Source organism: Paenibacillus nanensis (assembly GCF_003583765.1).
GTDB classification, from domain to species: domain Bacteria; phylum Bacillota; class Bacilli; order Paenibacillales; family Paenibacillaceae; genus Pristimantibacillus; species Pristimantibacillus nanensis.
The window spans coordinates 261,034-278,427 of the sequence record NZ_QXQA01000003.1; the positions used below are offsets into that span (position 1 = coordinate 261,034).

The 17,394-nt window shown below is 55.0% G+C and carries 16 protein-coding genes and 1 other annotated feature; of the genes, 14 read left to right on the forward strand and 2 right to left on the reverse strand.

The annotated features are described in order from the left end of the window. Positions 1–82: 82 nt before the first annotated feature. The 5 genes from D3P08_RS07505 (at position 83) to leuS (ending at position 4,730) form a co-directional block, all read left to right on the forward strand. On the forward strand, positions 83–280 hold the full coding sequence (locus tag D3P08_RS07505; RefSeq protein WP_119598880.1) for a YwbE family protein: 198 nt from the start codon (positions 83–85) through the stop codon (positions 278–280). Positions 281–299: 19 nt separating this feature from the next. Further along, positions 300–602, forward strand: coding sequence for a hypothetical protein (locus D3P08_RS07510; RefSeq protein ID WP_119598881.1), 303 nt, complete (start codon positions 300–302; stop codon positions 600–602). Positions 603–633: 31 nt separating this feature from the next. Continuing rightward, entirely contained in the window at positions 634–1,377 is a 744-nt protein-coding gene (locus D3P08_RS07515) for a GNAT family N-acetyltransferase (RefSeq protein WP_162848393.1), read from the forward strand. Between the two features lie 126 nt (positions 1,378–1,503). After that, positions 1,504–1,938 carry a hypothetical protein gene (locus D3P08_RS07520; RefSeq protein ID WP_119598883.1) on the forward strand — a complete coding sequence of 145 codons (435 nt, stop codon included), beginning with the start codon at positions 1,504–1,506 and terminating at the stop codon, positions 1,936–1,938. A 63-nt stretch (positions 1,939–2,001) separates the two neighbouring features. Then, positions 2,002–2,233: a binding site (T-box leader), on the forward strand. A gap of 58 nt (positions 2,234–2,291) precedes the next feature. Then, complete coding sequence (gene leuS, locus D3P08_RS07525; protein ID WP_119598884.1) at positions 2,292–4,730, forward strand: leucine--tRNA ligase; 2,439 nt, start codon at positions 2,292–2,294, stop codon at positions 4,728–4,730. Between the two features lie 45 nt (positions 4,731–4,775). Here the strand turns inward: leuS and comER are convergent, their stop codons facing one another. Next, positions 4,776–5,615 carry a late competence protein ComER gene (gene comER / locus D3P08_RS07530; protein ID WP_119598885.1) on the reverse strand — a complete coding sequence of 280 codons (840 nt, stop codon included), beginning with the start codon at positions 5,613–5,615 and terminating at the stop codon, positions 4,776–4,778. Positions 5,616–5,889: 274 nt separating this feature from the next. Here comER and D3P08_RS07535 point away from each other — a divergent pair, with 274 nt between their 5' ends. From D3P08_RS07535 to holA, 7 genes are all read left to right on the forward strand, one after another. Continuing rightward, positions 5,890–6,504: a ComEA family DNA-binding protein gene (locus D3P08_RS07535; RefSeq protein ID WP_119598886.1), complete on the forward strand. Its 615-nt coding sequence runs from the start codon at positions 5,890–5,892 to the stop codon at positions 6,502–6,504. 124 nt (positions 6,505–6,628) lie between these two features. Further along, a complete protein-coding gene (locus tag D3P08_RS07540; RefSeq protein WP_119598887.1) occupies positions 6,629–7,921 on the forward strand; it encodes a homocysteine synthase in 1,293 nt (430 codons plus the stop codon). Between the two features lie 131 nt (positions 7,922–8,052). After that, entirely contained in the window at positions 8,053–8,583 is a 531-nt protein-coding gene (locus D3P08_RS07545; protein ID WP_119598888.1) for a deoxycytidylate deaminase, read from the forward strand. 115 nt (positions 8,584–8,698) lie between these two features. Continuing rightward, a complete protein-coding gene (locus D3P08_RS07550) occupies positions 8,699–11,311 on the forward strand; it encodes a ComEC/Rec2 family competence protein (protein WP_240647372.1) in 2,613 nt (870 codons plus the stop codon). A gap of 190 nt (positions 11,312–11,501) precedes the next feature. Continuing rightward, a complete protein-coding gene (locus tag D3P08_RS07555; RefSeq protein ID WP_119598978.1) occupies positions 11,502–12,050 on the forward strand; it encodes an RNA polymerase sigma factor in 549 nt (182 codons plus the stop codon). Next, positions 12,047–13,186: a zf-HC2 domain-containing protein gene (locus D3P08_RS07560; protein WP_119598890.1), complete on the forward strand. Its 1,140-nt coding sequence runs from the start codon at positions 12,047–12,049 to the stop codon at positions 13,184–13,186. Before D3P08_RS07555 ends, D3P08_RS07560 begins: the two co-directional genes overlap by 4 nt. Before the next feature lie 209 nt (positions 13,187–13,395). After that, complete coding sequence (gene holA, locus D3P08_RS07565; RefSeq protein WP_119598891.1) at positions 13,396–14,433, forward strand: DNA polymerase III subunit delta; 1,038 nt, start codon at positions 13,396–13,398, stop codon at positions 14,431–14,433. A 109-nt stretch (positions 14,434–14,542) separates the two neighbouring features. Here the strand turns inward: holA and rpsT are convergent, their stop codons facing one another. Continuing rightward, positions 14,543–14,815, reverse strand: a complete 273-nt coding sequence (gene rpsT / locus D3P08_RS07570) for a 30S ribosomal protein S20 (protein ID WP_119598892.1) — start codon at positions 14,813–14,815, stop codon at positions 14,543–14,545. Between the two features lie 178 nt (positions 14,816–14,993). Here rpsT and gpr point away from each other — a divergent pair, with 178 nt between their 5' ends. Together gpr and spoIIP are read left to right on the forward strand one after the other, a co-directional pair. Next, positions 14,994–15,998, forward strand: coding sequence for a GPR endopeptidase (gene gpr / locus D3P08_RS07575; protein WP_119598979.1), 1,005 nt, complete (start codon positions 14,994–14,996; stop codon positions 15,996–15,998). A gap of 173 nt (positions 15,999–16,171) precedes the next feature. Next, positions 16,172–17,389 carry a stage II sporulation protein P gene (gene spoIIP / locus D3P08_RS07580; RefSeq protein ID WP_119598893.1) on the forward strand — a complete coding sequence of 406 codons (1,218 nt, stop codon included), beginning with the start codon at positions 16,172–16,174 and terminating at the stop codon, positions 17,387–17,389. Positions 17,390–17,394 lie beyond the last annotated feature (5 nt).

A 17,394-nucleotide genomic window follows, 5' to 3' on the forward strand; every position in this document is an offset into this window, starting at 1 on the left:
AACAGTTGTGAGCGACAAGTGCATCTTCCGCGCGCATATGCTATGCTTATTGCCAACATCTAGAGAAAGGGGACCTTTACATATGCAAGGGAAGGGCACGATTCGAGCGGAGATTAAACCGGGGCAGGAGGTCCTAATTGTACTGAAAGCGGACCAGCGGACGGGCAAGCTGACGCGCGGCGTCGTCAAAGATATTTTAACCAATTCCCCTCAGCATCCCCATGGGATTAAGGTCAGATTGCAGGACGGCCAAGTGGGGCGCGTGAAGGGAATTTTATAATTGGGAGGCGTGGGTTCAGATGGCTTTCGGCATATCGCGGGATGAGATGAGGGCATGGAAAGAAGCCGTCGCGAGAGGCGAGATCGCGTTTCTGACGCATTACTGGCTGGATCCGCGTTTCCCTGGCATGCGGACCGTGACGAAGGTTGGCTGCTCCGACTTGGACAAGCTGGCAAGCTGGTGCCGGCAAAACGGGTTAAATCCTAACTATATTCACGCGCGGGCGGAATACCCTCATTTTGACCTGATTGGACAGAAGCAAGCCGAAATTTTGAGACGGGAAAAGCTGTTTGAACAGATCGCTCGGTTTCGTATCGAATAGCATCATGCCTAGTGGAGGGGAGAATCGGAAAATGGAGAATCCGAAACGAATAGAAGAAATCAGTCTAAACGGATGGCCGGCGCTGCAAACTTTGCTGTATGACGGATGGCTGCTGCGGTTCGCGGACGGCTATTCGAAGCGGTCCAATTCGGTGAACCCGCTGTACGGAAGCGCGTATGAGGTGGACGAAAAAATTGCGTATTGCGAGAGCCTGTACAAGGAGAGAGGACAGGCGGCGGTGTTTAAAGTGACTCCGTTCGCAGAGCCTGCGGGTTTAGACGCGAAGCTGGAAGAAAGAGGTTATGCGTTCGTCGACCACACCCTGGTGAAAACGGCCTCGCTGCTTGATTTGGAGCCGTCAACGTATGAGGACGTCGTCATCGCAACGGAACTAACCTCCTATTGGCTGGACACCATTGCCGAATTGCAGGGCTTAAACGCCGACCAGAAGGAAACGACCCGGCGTATGATGGAAGGTCAGCCGCTGCGCAAGGCGTTTGTTGTCGTGCGTCATGAGGGTGCTCCCGCCGCCTGCGGCATGGCCGTCATCGAGCAGGGTTATGCCGGATTGTATGATATCGTAACTGATCCCAAACTGCGGGGGCGGGGCTACGGCGAAATTTTAACGCGTCATCTGTTAGGGTGGGCGAAGGAGCAGGGCGCGGAACGGGGGTACTTGCTCGTTGTCAAAAACAATGAGGCCGCTAACCGGCTTTACGACAAATTCGGCTTCCGGCAGCTCTACGATTATTGGTACCGAGTGAAAAAGGTTTAAGGAGCCGGGGCGCCGCAACCAACAATGCGTAAATAACGTCTTATGTTAAAGCTGGGAAACCTGTTGGAAGCTACATCTATTGTTCTGCTTAAAGAGAGTTCATGAAAATGGGAGGTGCAAGGACAGGTGCTGACACGAGCCTCTATCCTTACTGTCGGCATATTGTCTGTGTTCGCCGGCATTCTGTATCATGCTTCCGGCATGCTCATTAACTTCAGCTTTCTGGGAATAGAGGCCGGCTCCGAAAGGGAGACCGTCTATTTCTGGGGGAAATGTTCTATCGCGCTCGGCGTGACGCTGCTTGCGGCGATGGCGCTAAGGCCCAAGATGAAAGAGGCGGTAAACGACGCGATGCTGGTCGCTTTGCTGGCGCTGTTGTTTGTCATTCAGGTACCTCCGCTATTTTTGTGGCTGCTGTTCATGACCGTTGGCGGCCCTGAGGGCACATGGCAGGGGCTATTGCTGCATGCTGCGATCACGGCATTTATTTGCGCCGCTTTCGTGACGGCGAGAAGAGGCTTGGCAGGAGCTGCGAATTTAAAAAATCGAACGTCCGGTTAGCCGGTCATCGCTTGACACGCGGGAGATGCTGCCACTATAATCGGAAGTAATTGTTTTTCCATATAATTAGCGTTGAAGAGGAACAGTACTTGCGTAAGTTAGGCCTAGAGAGCCGGCGGTTGGTGAAAGCCGGACCTTGCGCGCGGGGAAGCTCGCCTTGGAGCATTGCGGCAGCCGAAGCATCGGTAGAATCGCAACGAATTGTCCGCGTTAAGGGCGTCAAGTGAGCGAAGGGCAAAGCATGCCCGGCGCTAACTAGGGTGGTACCACGGGAGAATAGCCTCTCGTCCCTAGCGATAATCCGCTGGGGGCGGGAGGTTTTATGTTTGTTAGACGATTAGGAGGAGACAGTCATGAGCCAGGATCAGCAACGGAACGGCTACAATCCGCAGTCGATTGAGCCGAAATGGCAGAAATTCTGGGACGAGAACAAGACGTTCCAAACGAAAGAAGAAGCGGGCAAGCCGAAGTTTTACGCCCTGGATATGTTCCCGTATCCTTCGGGAGCAGGACTGCACGTCGGGCATCCGGAAGGCTATACGGCAACGGATATCGTATCCCGTTATAAGCGGATGAAAGGCTACAACGTGCTACACCCGATGGGCTGGGACGCGTTCGGCCTGCCGGCGGAGCAGCATGCGCTCGACACGGGACAGCATCCGCGCGACATTACGTTCAAAAATATCGATAACTTCCGCCGCCAGATCAAGTCGCTCGGCTTCTCGTACGATTGGGACCGCGAGTTTAGCACGACCGATCCGGATTACTACAAGTGGACGCAGTGGATTTTCATCCAGCTGTACAAACGCGGCCTTGCTTACGTAGCCGAAGTGCCTGTTAACTGGTGTCCGGCGCTTGGCACCGTGCTGGCGAACGAAGAGGTCATCGACGGCAAGAGTGAACGCGGCGGACATCCGGTTATCCGCAAGCCGATGCGCCAATGGATACTGAAAATTACGGAATACGCGGAGCGCCTGCTGGAGGACTTGGAGGAGCTTGATTGGTCCGAAAGCATCAAAGATATGCAGCGCAACTGGATCGGCAAGTCGACAGGCGCGGAGGTGACGTTCGACATCGACGGCCATGACGCGTCGCTTGTCGTATTTACGACTCGTCCCGATACGCTGTTCGGCGCGACCTATTGCGTTCTTGCGCCGGAGCACGAGCTGGTCGCTGCGATTACGACGGCGGAGCAGAAGGCGGCGGTTGAGGCGTATCAAGACGCGGCCGCCCGCAAGAGCGATCTGGAGCGCACCGACTTGGCTAAAGAGAAGACAGGCGTCTTCACTGGCGCTTACGCCATCAATCCGGTTAACGGCGCCAAAACGCCGATCTGGATTGCCGATTATGTGCTTGCCGGCTACGGCACGGGCGCAATTATGGCGGTACCTGGCCATGATACGAGAGACTGGGAATTCGCAAAGCAGTTCGACCTGCCGATTATCGAGGTCGTGCAAGGCGGGGACGTAACGAAGGAAGCTTATACCGGAGACGGTCCGCATGTGAACTCGGACTTCCTGAACGGATTGCATAACGAGGCTGCGATTAAAGCGATGATCGACCGCCTGACGGAAACGGGCAAAGGCAAAGGGAAAGTGACGTACCGTCTGCGCGACTGGCTGTTCAGCCGCCAGCGTTATTGGGGCGAGCCGATTCCGATCCTTCATTTGGAGGACGGCACCATGAAGACCGTTCCAGAGGATCAGCTGCCGCTTCTGCTTCCTGACGTAGATGCGATCAAGCCGTCCGGCACCGGCGAATCGCCGCTTGCAAATGTGACGGAATGGGTGAACACCGTCGATCCGGAGACCGGCATGAAGGCGCGCCGCGAGACGAACACCATGCCGCAGTGGGCGGGAAGCTGCTGGTATTACCTGCGCTTTATCGATCCGAAAAACGATAAAGAAATTTGCTCGCCGGAGAAGCAGAAAGAGTGGCTGCCTGTTGACCTGTACATTGGCGGCGCCGAGCACGCCGTCCTTCATTTGCTGTACGCTCGCTTCTGGCATAAGGTGCTTTACGATATCGGCGTTGTGCAGACGAAGGAGCCTTTCCACAAGCTGGTTAACCAAGGCATGATCCTCGGCACCAACAACGAAAAGATGTCGAAATCGCGCGGTAACGTCATTAACCCGGACGATATCGTGGGTGAATACGGCGCGGATACGCTCCGCATGTACGAGATGTTTATGGGGCCGCTTGAAGCGACGAAGCCTTGGAATACAAACGGAGTGGAAGGCACCTACCGCTTCCTGTCCCGCGTATGGCGCCTGTTCGTGAACGAAGACGGCACGTTAAACGCCAAAATCGGTGACGGAGAAACGACGGACGCGTTCAAGCGCACTTGGCACCGTTCGATCAAGAAGATTACGGAGGACTACGAAAATCTGCGTTTCAACACCGTGATCAGCCAGCTGATGATTTTCGTGAACGAAGCGTATAAGACGGAGTCGCTGCCGCGCGAAGCGATGAAGCAATTCCTGCAGATGCTGTCGCCGATCGCGCCGCATATCGCCGAAGAGCTTTGGGAGAAGCTGGGCCAGACAGATACGATTACGTATGCGGCTTGGCCGACTTACGAAGAGGCATGGACGGTCGACCAGGAGGTCGAGATCGTCGTCCAGGTAAACGGCAAAATCGTAGAGCGCATCTCCATTGCGGCAGACACGAACGAAGCCGAAATGGAATCGCTCGCGAAGGAGCAGGAGAAGGTGAAAGAGCTGATTGCGGGCAAAACGATCCGCAAGGTTGTCGCGGTCAAAGGAAAGCTGGTTAATATCGTAGCCAATTAATAGAGCGCAACCCGAAGAGGTGAGCGGGCTTTAGCTGAAGAACAGCTATTGTCCGTTCACCTCTTCGCCGTAGAAGGCGGAAGAAACCTTCAGCAGATCTTCCCGGTATTTATCGTGGGTCGTGCGGATTAGCGCGGTGAATACGCCTTCCGTCTCTCTCCGGAGCAATTGCAGCGCTTTGGCGGTGATCCCTCCCGGCACGGCTACCCGCGCCTGAACTTCCTCCGGCGTCATTCGGCCTTCCGTCAGCAGCAAGCCTGTTCCGAGCAGCATATTGCTGGCCACTTCCATCGCTTCTTTGCGCGGAATGCCCGTTTCTTTCACGGCGGCGTCAACAAATTGCTGCAGCAGGAACGCCATAAAAGCCGGGCCGCAGCTGGACAGGTCGGAGACGATGCGCGTATAGCTTTCCGCGATGCGGATTGGCTCGCTAATATGAGCGAACAGCGACTCCAGCTTTTTTTTGTCCGCTTCTTCCATCTTATCGCCGTAAATGCATAAGGAAGCGCCGCTCCATACCTTGTTGGTGATGCTGGGAATAATTTTGGCGATTTTACAATTCAGCTCGCCTTCCAGATGCGACACAAGCACCGGGCTTGTGATCGATATAATCGTTTGTTCCGGCCTGACAACAGGCTTAATATCCTCCACCACGCGGATAAATTCGTGCGGCTTGACGCAAAGGAACACGATATCGCTGCCGCAGGCCACGTCAGCATTCATAAATTCGGCTCTCATGCCGGGATACCGGTCGGCTAACGCCTGCGCTTTGGCATAAGTCCGGTTGCTTATTGCAACCTCGGCAGGCGACAGAGCGCCGGAGGCGATGAACGCTTCGATAAGCAGCGTTCCCATCGAGCCTGTTCCGATAAATCCAACATTCATGATTAGCCCTCCTTAAATGTTTTGCGTAAGCAAAACATACTTCGTAAGCATCGGCTATGTTTTGCGTAAGCAAAACATACTTCGTAAGCATTGGCTATGTTTTGCGTAAGCAAAACATACTTCGTAAGCATTGGCTATGATTTGCGTAAGCAAAATGCACTTCGTGAGCATGCGCAGCCGGCTTTCGCGTATCGTCTGCTCTTCTAACCTATTCTGCAGGACTTGTTTCTTATGTCACGATTTACCAATCTTTTTGTAGAAATGAGGGAAAGAAATGAATCATCGAATCGCTGGGCGTGCGAACCGTTTGGGACGCAGTCTTCTATTAGGCGGCTGCTTCATTGGGGCATGCCTCCTTTTTATCGCCGCGTTTAATCAAAGCGATGATCGGAACCGCGAAGAGGGCTGGGTTCCGCTCAATGCGGCCATGGAGGAGAAGCTGGGAGAGCTTAAAGAAGGTGTTGAAGCGAATAGTCTAACGCCGGTAGAAGCTCCTGATTCGGAAGCGGATCTGGAAGCGGGGGCGGAAAGGACTGCGGAAGCTGGCGGGAGCCCCGAGGCAAAGCAAACGGAACAAGCGGATGGGGGGCCAGCGGTAGGACCGCCCGGGGATGCCGCCCCCAATTCGCCGTCTGCCGACAAAGCGGACCCGCATGAAGCGGGAGCCCCGCTTACGAGCAGAGATGAGGCGGGGAGGCTGGATCTAAACCGGGCGACGGCGGCGGAGCTGGACGAGCTGAAAGGTATTGGCCCTTCCAAGGCAAAGGCCATTGTTGAGGACCGTGAGAGAAACGGGTATTTTGCCAGCGTGGACGATCTGCTTCGGGTGAAAGGGATCGGCGAAAAGCTGCTGGCCGGTATAAAAGACAGCGTTGTCACTCGTCCATAATTATGAGAGAATGGTAGATGATAGCAGACATAATTTGCTAGATTCGGAGAGTCGGGGCTATTCGTCAACGAAGCTTTAACTGGCTTCACGAATCCTATCACAAAACCTATTAGGAGGAACGAGCATGACAGAGAAGAAGCTTTCGCTTGAAACATTAGCCGTACACGGAGGACAAGCTATCGATCCCACTACCAATTCCCGCGCGGTGCCGATTTACCAGACGACTTCCTACGGATTCCGGGATACCGACCATGCGGCTAACCTATTTTCGCTCCAGGAGTTCGGCAACATTTATACGCGTATTATGAACCCGACGACGGACGTATTCGAGAAGCGGGTGGCAGAGCTGGAAGGCGCTCCTGCCGCGCTTGCGGTCGCTTCCGGACAAGCGGCAATCACATATTCGATATTGAATATCGCCGGCGCGGGCGATGAGATCGTATCGGCCTCCAGCCTGTACGGCGGCACATATAATCTCTTCTCCTCGACGCTTGCGAAGCTGGGCATTACGGTGAAGTTTGTTGATCCTTCGAATCCGGACAACTTCCGCTCGGCCATTACAGATAAAACAAAAGCGGTGTTCGCCGAAACGATCGGCAATCCGAAAGGGGATGTCATCGATCTCGAAGCGGTAGCGGCGATCGCGCACGAGAACGGCGTTCCGTTTATTGTAGACAATACGTTCCCGAGTCCCTATCTATGCCGCCCGATCGAGCACGGCGCAGACATCGTTGTGCATTCCGCGACCAAGTTTATCGGCGGTCACGGCACGTCCATCGGCGGCGTAATCGTGGACAGCGGCAAGTTTAATTGGAAGGAAAGCGGCAGGTTCCCTGGCCTGACGGAGCCGGATCCAACCTATCACGGCGTCGTATATACGGATGCGGTCGGTCCGATCGCGTATATCATTAAAGCGCGCGTTCAATTGCTGCGCGATATGGGCGCCGCGTTATCGCCGTTTAACTCCTTCCTTCTGCTGCAAGGACTGGAGACGCTGCATCTGCGGATGGAGCGCCACAGCTCGAACGCGCTGGCGGTCGCGGAGTACTTGGAGAAGCATGAGGCGGTGGAATGGGTGAGCTACCCGGGCCTGAAGAGCCATCCGTCCTATGATCTGGCTCAGAAGTATTTGCGAAGCGGCAGCGGCGCGATTATGACATTCGGCATCAAAGGCGGCGTGGAAGCCGGCAAAAAAGTAATCAACGCCGTGAAGCTGTTCTCGCATCTGGCGAATGTCGGCGATTCGAAATCGCTTATTATCCATCCGGCAAGCACTACGCATCAACAGCTGTCGGCGGACGAGCAGCTGGCTTCGGGCGTAACGCCGGGCATGATCCGTCTGTCGATCGGCACGGAAGGCATTGGCGACATTATCGCCGATCTGGAGCAAGCGATCGCCGCGAGCCAGCAGGCTTAAGTCGGTTGGGATACGCCGCAGGGCTGGCGTCAACCGGCCGTTGCGATTACAATAGTAGAAAACGCTGGTTGATTAATAGATAGAAAGTGTTACAAGATGAGCTTTTTGCAGCCAGAGATAGGGAGGACATGATGACTGCCGTAACGAATGACGCGATCCGAAAGGATTGGGACACCTATTTTATGGATATCGCTTATATGGTTTCGACTCGTTCCCGCTGCCCGCGCAGACATGTTGGGGCTGTGCTAGTCCAAGGCAAGAAGCTGCTGGGCACGGCTTATAACGGAGCGCCGATGGGCGCGCATGACTGTCTAGAAGCGGGCTGCATGATCGCGGAAGAGGTAGAGGTGAAGTCGGTGGACGGGAAGGACCAAGTGGTCCGGAAGCAGCGTTGCATCCGCACTATCCACGCCGAGCAGAACCTGCTGTTGTTTACAGACCGCGCGGACCGCGAAGGCTCGGTCGTTTACGTAACCGACCAGCCATGCTGGACATGCGCCAACATGCTCGCGAACAGCGGCGTGCAGGAAATCGTATACCATCGGGCTTACCCGAAGGACAGCGAGAAGGTCTATGCGCTTATGGCCCAGCAGGGCATCGCGTTCCGGCAGGTGGAGCATTATGCGCCTCCCGCTCAGGCTTTGATGGACGTTACACAATAAGGAAGAAACAGGAAATAGAATGCGGGGAAGAACCTCGCGCTGCATGGAATGATGCGGCGCGGGGTTCTTTTTTGTTATGTCCGCATCGAGAAGGAGTGAACCAAAAGTGCGATTGATGAATCGAAGGCCGCTGGTGTGGTTCGCGGCCAGCTTTGTTGCGGGCAGTGCCGCGGCGGCGGGACTTGGCGCGCGCGGCGCCGCTTTTGCGGCGGGAGCGGCTGCGCTGCTCGCGATCGCCGCGGTGATCGGCAGGCAGGCGAGCCGGGGCGTGGCGATCGCCTGCCTTGTTGGGCTGTGCCTCGCGGCGGGCGAAAGGCTGTGGGCGGATGCGCGGAATGTAACCGCGCTGCCCGCCCTTGCCGCTGCCGCTGAGGCGGAGGGGCCGAGAGCGGCGTATGCCGCCGACGCGCTCGGCACGATTGTGTCCGCGGTCGAGGTCGACGGCGACCGCGTGCAGTTCCACATGGAGGCATCGGCCATCCATGTGGCGGGACAGCCGCCGCTGCGGAAAGCCGGCGAGCGGCTGCTTGTCCAGCTGCGGCTCAGCGCGCAGCCGGAGCAAGAGGCCGCCGCGGCCTGGCAGCGCGGCGACCAAGTGCGCGTCGCCGGCGAGCTGGCGCGGCCGGCCGAGGCCACGAACCGCGGCGGCTTCGACTACCGCCGCTATCTCCGCAGCCAGGGCGTCCACTGGCTGCTCAAAGGCAAAGGCGCCGCCGCCGTCACCATAACGGCTCCGGCGGCGGACAGCATCTCCGCGGCCGCTCTGCTCGGCCGCGTAGACGCCGCGCGCGCATGGCTGGGCGCGCGGCTTGCCGCCTTGTACCCGGAGGATCAGGCCGGCTACATGCAAGGCCTCATCCTCGGCATCCGCGAGGATCTGGATCCCGAGCAGTTTAACCGTTTCGCGCGGCTTGGCTTAACGCATATTCTCGCGATATCGGGGCTTCATGTCGCGGTATTTATGTACGCGTTCGGCGGACTGCTGAAGCTTGCGCGGCTGCCGCGCGAGCGGATATTGACCGTGCTGATGGCTGCCGTCCCGCTTTATGTCCTGCTGGCCGGCGCTTCGCCTTCCGTGCTTCGGGCCGGCGTGATGGCGGTGCTGGGTCTCGTCGCCGCCAGAATGGGCAAGCTGAAGGACGGCTTGCATCTGCTTTCGGCCGCCGCCGTCGCTCTATTGATCGTGAATCCATATTATTTGGACAGCGTCAGCTTTCAGCTTTCGTTCATCGTAACGTTAGGGTTGATTCTAGGTGTGCCGCCTGTCCGCAGAGCGCTGCCGGTTTGGCGCAAAGGCGGCTGGCTGCTGGATTTGGCCGCGGTAACGGTGGTCGCCCAGCTTGTCTCCTTCCCGATTACGCTCTACTACTTCAACCAATTCCATCTCCTTTCGCTGCTCGCGAACTTTATCCTCGTCCCATTTATCAGCTTCATCGTAATGCCGATCGGAGCTGCGGCTTTGGTACTTTCCTTCCTCTGGGAAGACGGGGCTGCCGCTGTCGCGAAGCTTTCCGTATATGCCAATGATTGGTCTTTTGCGCTCGTGAATGAGTTAGCGAAGTTGGATTCTTTTCGTACCATATGGGGAACGCCTCCGCTTTGGTGGGTTGGAGGTTGTCTGCTTCTCCTGTTGTCCCTCTTCCGCTTACTGGACAATTGGCGCGCTGGCAGGGGGGATAGCGCAGCTTCCGATAGGGGAAGCCCGGAGGATACGGTGCCTTTGGATGCTCCTGATGCATATGGCGCATCTGCTGCAAACCCGCCGTTCAAACCGACCAAACGCTCCGCGCTGCAAGCGGTTATCCATGCGGTCGTCGGAACAAGTCTGCTTATGTATGCCTATATGCCGGATGCGTTCGACCGGACGGCCACGGTGAGCTTTCTTGATGTCGGCCAAGGCGACGCCGCTCTTATTCGTACGCCAACTGGCAAGCATATTCTCATCGATGGCGGAGGGGCGATCTCCTTCTTGAAGCCCGGCGAAGAGTGGAGGCTGCGAAGCGATCCGTTCGAGGTTGGAAGCAAGGTCGTTGTCCCCCTTCTTATGAAGAGAGGCGTTCATCAGATCGACCTGCTCATTGTATCTCATTTAGACAGCGACCATATAAAAGGGTTAATAGCCGTAATTGAAAATATTCCGGTCAAACAGCTCTGGTGGAACGGCACGATGAAGGATTCGGACGATGCCGCTCAGCTGATGACAGCGGCGTTGAAAGCCGGTGTAACGCTGTACGCGCCAAAAGCGGGAGATACAGCCCAAGTGGATAAGGCTACGAAGCTGAACGTGCTTTGGCCTGCCAAATCCAATGTGGGCGGAAATGAAAAAGTTGAGCTGCTCGACGACCAGAATGAAAGCAGCTTGGTCGTTTCCGCTGCGATTTACGGTCATACCTTTCTGTTCCCCGGCGATATCTCATCGGGAACGGAAAAAGCAATCGTGAAACAGGAGCGCGCCAAAAGCCCCGAGGCGGCTGCGGCCCTCGCCCCTGTCTCCGTTCTAAAAGTCGCGCATCACGGCAGCCGGCATTCCACAAGCGATGAGTGGCTGGCTTATTGGAAGCCAGCGGCGGGAGTCATATCTGTCTCGGCAACAAATACTTACGGGCATCCTCATCCGGACACGCTTCACAGACTTGAGGCGGAAGCCGTTCGGCTGTGGCGCACCGATCTTCACGGGGAAGCAAGCTTTCTCGTAAAGCCGTCCGGCATTCTATCACGTCCAAAATGATTCCCTATACGGACCTCTGAAATTTTGGTATTCTTTAAGTTGGAGTTCTCGATGAAAGAGAGCTTCTGTTAAGATCCGTAACATAGATTGCACAGAAAAATTTAAAAAAAATAAAACTTGAAGTTTAGGTATGCAACATTTAACGCAACCAGTCCGTCTGTAAGGTTGCAAGAGAGGAGGATCCTTCGTGGTGGTGGAGCCCGGCTTGATCAAAGCCGCCCAATCGGGAGATCGTGAAGCTTTAATCACTCTGTTGCGTGAGATTGAAACCCATGTTTATCGGACAGCCTACTATATATTAAATAATGAGCAAGACGCGATGGATGCTTCTCAAGAAGCGCTAATCCGCATTTATACGAAAATCGGCTCCTATGAGGAGAAGGCGCAGTTCAAAACATGGATCCAGCGCATTGTGACGAATATATGCATTGATAAGTTCAGAAGAAATAAACCAACGGTCTCGATAGACGAGCACGAGATGGTATTCCACGAGAAGCAGAACGTAGAGGAGGAAGTGTTGTCCGCTTACGCGCTGCAGGATATCCGGAGCGCGATCGACAAGCTGCCGGAGCATCACCGTACGGTTGTTGTTCTTCGGTACTTGCAGGATTTCTCCTATAACGAAATCGCGGATTCGCTGGATCTGCCCCTAAATACGGTGAAGTCTTATTTGTTCAGGGCCAGGCAGCAGCTGCAAACATTACTGCATGATTATCAGAAAGGTGGTGTCCGGGGATGAATTGTCAAGAGGTGATGGAGCTTATGCATAGACAGCTGGACGGCGATCTGAGCGAAGAAGAGCTCGCCGTCTTGATGAGCCATATCAATCAATGCCCGGAATGCGAGGCAACCTTCGAACGATTGAAGCGGCTGTCCGCCGAACTCGCGAACCTGCCCAAAGTGACGCCGAAATACAGCTTGGTTGATGCGATTATGCCGGAGCTGGAAAAAATCGAGCTGCTCTCGAAGCAGGAGGCCGAAGCTCCGAATATTGCGGCATTATCGCCTAATGACGACCCGTCCGTGACAACCCGCCGATTGCAGCGCAAGAGGCGCTGGCCATCGTGGAGCGCGACGTTCAGCGTGGTGGCTGCGGGTATTGTGGCCGGCTTCTTCATTTTGAACGCTCCGTCTGGCTTTGATGGGGACGCCGCTAATCAAGCGGCGGAAAGCTCCGCCGATATCGTTCAGCGAAGCTTAGTGGGCGCTCATGATGCTCAGATGATGAAAACTCCTTCAGCTGGAGCAGGCGAAGAAGCGGGAGGGGACATTCCGCTTGAAAGCATCGATGTCCGATCCTTTAGCCCCGATTTAAAGAATGATTTATCGGATGGCGGCGGAACTGCCGGCGGCGACAAATCCGTTAGCAGCAATACGGCGAAGACTGGGGAAAAGGAATCAGCATCGGCTGAAGAGCCTGCAACGGCACCGAACCCGACCGGAGCGCCTGGCGCCGGCGCCTTAGGAGTCGTGGAAACACCGGCTGCCGACGAACCGGCAGTTGGCTCGGCAACGGGCAATGAGTCCGGTTCGGCAGCCGGCGAAGAGGCTGCCCCCGCATCGGGCGGCGAAGTCGAGACGCAGGACCAATTCGACAGCGGCACGCAACCGCCTTACGGAATTGCTAAAACTTCCGAATTCCCGTCGCCAGACGGCCGTTATGTCGCAAGAGCGGAGGAGTTCGCCATCGTGATCGTATCGGAGGAGAGCGGCGAGACGGTGATGGAGACGCCGAGAAAAAACGGCCAGCATGGACAGCTTGTTTGGTCGGAGGACGGCACGGAGCTTTTCTATGAGGTGCATCTCGACCAGGGCGCAACAGAGAAGTATGTCATTCAAACCTCGAATTGGACCGAAAGGAAAGCTCCGCATTAATTCCGAGGGCATACGCGCACAAATAGGCACCCCTTTGAGTATGATATAGCAAGAGAACAGTCATCGACGTTAACGCAACGTCGGATGACCATTCGCAAAGGCGGCGCCATGGAGCTGCCTGCGAGTGTTAATATAAAGGCAAAGGGATGGCCCAGCGGGGCGCATCCCTTTGTTGCCATTTACATTGCATAGGAGAGAGACCGAAGCGAATGGACATGAAAGAAGCGGTAAAGGAAATAAAAAACGGGAAGTTCCGGCCGGTGTATGTGCTGCATGGCAAAGACCGCTACCGGATGGAGCAGTTTATTGAGCATTTGACCGGCGCTTTGTTCACTCCGGATGAACGGGAGATGGGCGTTATGAAATACGACACCTCCGAAACGCCTCTGGAGGAAGCGGTGATGGAGGCGGAGTCTCCTCCTTTTTTTCTCGAGCGGAAGCTGGTTCTCATTCGGGATTCGTCCGTCATGGCTGCAGGAGGCAAGGAGAACGCCAAGCTGGAGCATAAGCCTGAGACGATGCTCCGTTACATCGACAACCCATTGGAAACGTCGGTTATCGTTTTTGCCGTTCAAGCCGAGAAGCTCGATGAGCGCCGGAAGCTGGTGAAGACGTTGAAGGATCGGGGCTCGCTGATCGCGTTCCCGGAGCTCGATACGCCGGAGCTCAAACGGTGGATGATACGCAGGGCAGCGGATCAGAAACGGCAAATGGAGGAAGCGGCGGCGGATTTGCTGCTCGTCCGTGTAGGCGTCAATATGGGACAGCTTGCGCAAGAGGTAGACAAGCTATGTCTGCATGCTGGCGAAGGAGGCTCCATTACCGTGGAGCAGGCGGCTATGCTGACAGCCGCTACGGTCGAGGAGGATGTATTCGCGCTCATCGACGCCATTGCCGAGCTGCGTGTAGACAAAGCGCTGGAGCTGTATCGGCAGCTGCTCGTCCGGCGTGAGGAGCCGATTAAGATTGCGGCGTTAATCGCCCGTCAATTGCGCATTATGCTCCAAATTAAAGAGCTGGAGCAGCATCATTACTCTCCGCAGCAGATGGCTGGCCAGCTCGGGCTGCATCCCTATGCGGTCAAGCTTGCCGCGGAGAAAAGCCGCAAGTTCAAGACGGCTCGGCTTGGCAAGCTGCTTTCCTCGCTGGCGGATTTGGACTACGGGATGAAAACAGGAGCAGTCGACAAGACGTTTGGGCTGGAAATGTATCTGCTCGCTCTAAGCTCAGAGAAGAGCGTATCCTAAACATAAAGAAGCCGCCGGTTAGGCGGCTTTTTTTTCGTTCGGTGTTATGCAAAGGAAAATAAAAAAGCTTCGCCCTCTCGGAGGACGAAGCTTGATGCCGCACGTTAGCTTAAGCTTGTGTGGACAATGCGTTCAGACGTTTAGCAAGACGAGATTTTTTGCGGGCAGCCGCATTTTTATGAATCAGGCCTTTCGTTACTGCCTTGTCCAATTTTTTCGTTGCAGTGATCAGAGCCGCTTTTGCAGCTTCTACATCAGTACCTGCGATCGCTTGGTCAGCAGTTTTTACGGCCGAACGAAGAGCGGATTTTTGGGAAGCGTTCAAAGCGCGGCGCTTTTCGCTAGTTTTAACGCGCTTGATAGCGGATTTAATGTTTGGCATGGAATTCACCTCCTACAAAGATTACATCAGTAAACAACACAACTTAAAATATATTAGCATGCGAAAGCCTAAAAAGCAATAGTAACCATACGCCCGCATACGACGGAAGCCGTATGAAATGAGGTCATCTGCAAACAATAACGGAAGATGTAAACCGCGAAGGGAGCCTATGACAGCGATGAAGGAACTTGATTTAGAGCTATACAACGTAAGAACCGATCTGGCGCTTGAAGCAAAGGAGCTTGCGGAACGTCCCGGCATGGGGGCGATTCCGGGCATTCTTTCCGATACGACGGATGAAGACGGCATTAAGGTGACGGTGCTGCAAGTGCAGAATGAACAAGGGTCGCAGGCAATCGGGAAAATGATCGGTCATTACGTGACCATTGAAGTGCCCGGCCTGCGCAGCGGCGATACGGAGCTGCAGGACCGCGTAGCGACGCAATTTGCCAAACATTTCGAATCGTTTCTTGAGCGTCTGAACATTAGCAAAACGGCGCGCGTTCTGGTCGTTGGTTTAGGAAACTGGAATGTCACGCCGGACGCGCTGGGACCGCTTGTTGTGGAGAATATTATGGTTACCCGCCATTTCTTCGAGCTGATGCCGGATCAGGTTGCCCCGGGCTATCGTCCCGTCAGCGCCGTTGCGCCTGGGGTGCTTGGCATTACAGGCATCGAATCGAGCGAGATCGTGCAAGGCATTGCGGAGCAATCGAAGCCGGATCTGATCATCGCGATTGACGCGCTCGCGTCGAAAGCGCTGGAGCGGGTAAATACAACGATCCAAATCGCCGATACCGGTATTCATCCGGGCTCCGGCATCGGCAACAAACGAAAGGGCTTGACGAAGGATATATTGGGCATTCCGGTTATCGCGATTGGCGTGCCGACCGTCGTGTATGCTTCAACGATCGTGAACAATACGTTTGAGATGATGCGGAATCATCTCGAAGCGCATAAGGGCGACCCGAATCAGATCTTCGGGCTGCTGAATCAGATGGAGGATAACGAGCGGCTGCAGCTTGTGCGCGAGGTGCTGAGCCCGTTAGGCCACGACCTGCTGGTGACGCCGAAGGAAGTCGATCAGTTTATCGAAGATATCGCGAACATTATCGCAAGCGGACTTAACGCTTCGCTTCATCAAGCGATTGATACGGATAATGTGGCGGCTTATACACACTAGTAACAGAGGAAAAAAACGGGATGCGATTGCGTCCCGTTCTTTTTTATTTTGAACTCTTTAATTCTTCGGCTCTTCTCTCATTATAGTAGTTCTATGAACCTCTCCGATCTCATAGATTGATAGTAGCTAGATCGTTTAACTATCGCTTTGCGGATAATGGGAGGGTAATCATAATGAGAAAACAGAAGCAGTTGTGGTGGAAAGTCATTGACGGTCCGAAAATGAGACGATTGCTAGTGACAGGCAGAGCTTTTTCGCTGCTATCGCTCAGCTCGATGATGTTTTTTATATTGCTAGGCGTTGCGGGCGTTATTCATCAGCAGGCGTCCGATTCGCCGGTTCATTCGATGAAGGGGTTTGCGGCTTCGGTGCCGGGCGGATTTTTTGGGGAAATGCTCGAGATGGAAATGCCCGCTTTTCATAGCAGCCTGGAATCGGATGCTTTATCCAGCAAAGAGATCGGCTCCTTCATGATGCGCACGCTGACAAGCATTAACACAAGCTCCCCCAGCGGCTTGCTTGCAGCAGAGCTTCCCGGAATGGGAAGCGAGTCGTTTCTAATCCGGAAGGGCATTGGCACCGATACGAATGTCGGTCCGCGTGATCATCTGCCGATTACGGGACCGCAGGAGGAGCAGCAAGAAGGCCCGGAGCATTCGGATAACGGTCAGCAAGACGAGACGGAGCAAGAGCCGGCAGAGACCGAGAAGCCATCCCCGACAGAAACGCCGCAGCCGGACAAGCCTAGCACGGGGGCTTCCAAAATTGCATTTATCTATCATTCTCACAACCGCGAATCCTGGTATCCGGAGGCAGGGGAAGGCAAAGCGGATTCCAAAACGAAAAACATAACGCTCGTCGGCAAAAGGCTGGCGGAAAAGCTGGAGGAAAATGGCGTGGGGGCCATGCATTCCGACACCGACTATCCGACGGCAATTAAAGGCTACCGCTGGGAGCTCAGCTACAAATATTCGAAAAAAACGGTTCAAGAAGCGATGGCGAGCAGCGACGAGCTGAAATTTTTCTTCGACATCCACCGCGACTCGCAAAAACGGAAATATACGACTGTTGATATTGACGGCGTAAGCTATGCGCAGGTCTATTTTATAATCGGCCATAAAAATCCGAACTGGAAGGAAAACGAGGAGTTCGCAACCAAAATTCACGATGCGCTGGAGAAGAAGTACCCTGGTATTTCCAGAGGCATCTGGGGGAAAACTGCTGCTACGGGCAATGCCGAATATAATCAATCCTTAGCTTCCGAATCGGTGCTGCTGGAGGTCGGCGGCGTCGAGAACACGCTGGAGGAATCGTACCGGACAGCCGACGCGCTGGCCGAAGTGATTGCGGACATTTATTGGGAAGCGGAAAAAGTGTCAGGAGAGGAGTAAGAGCG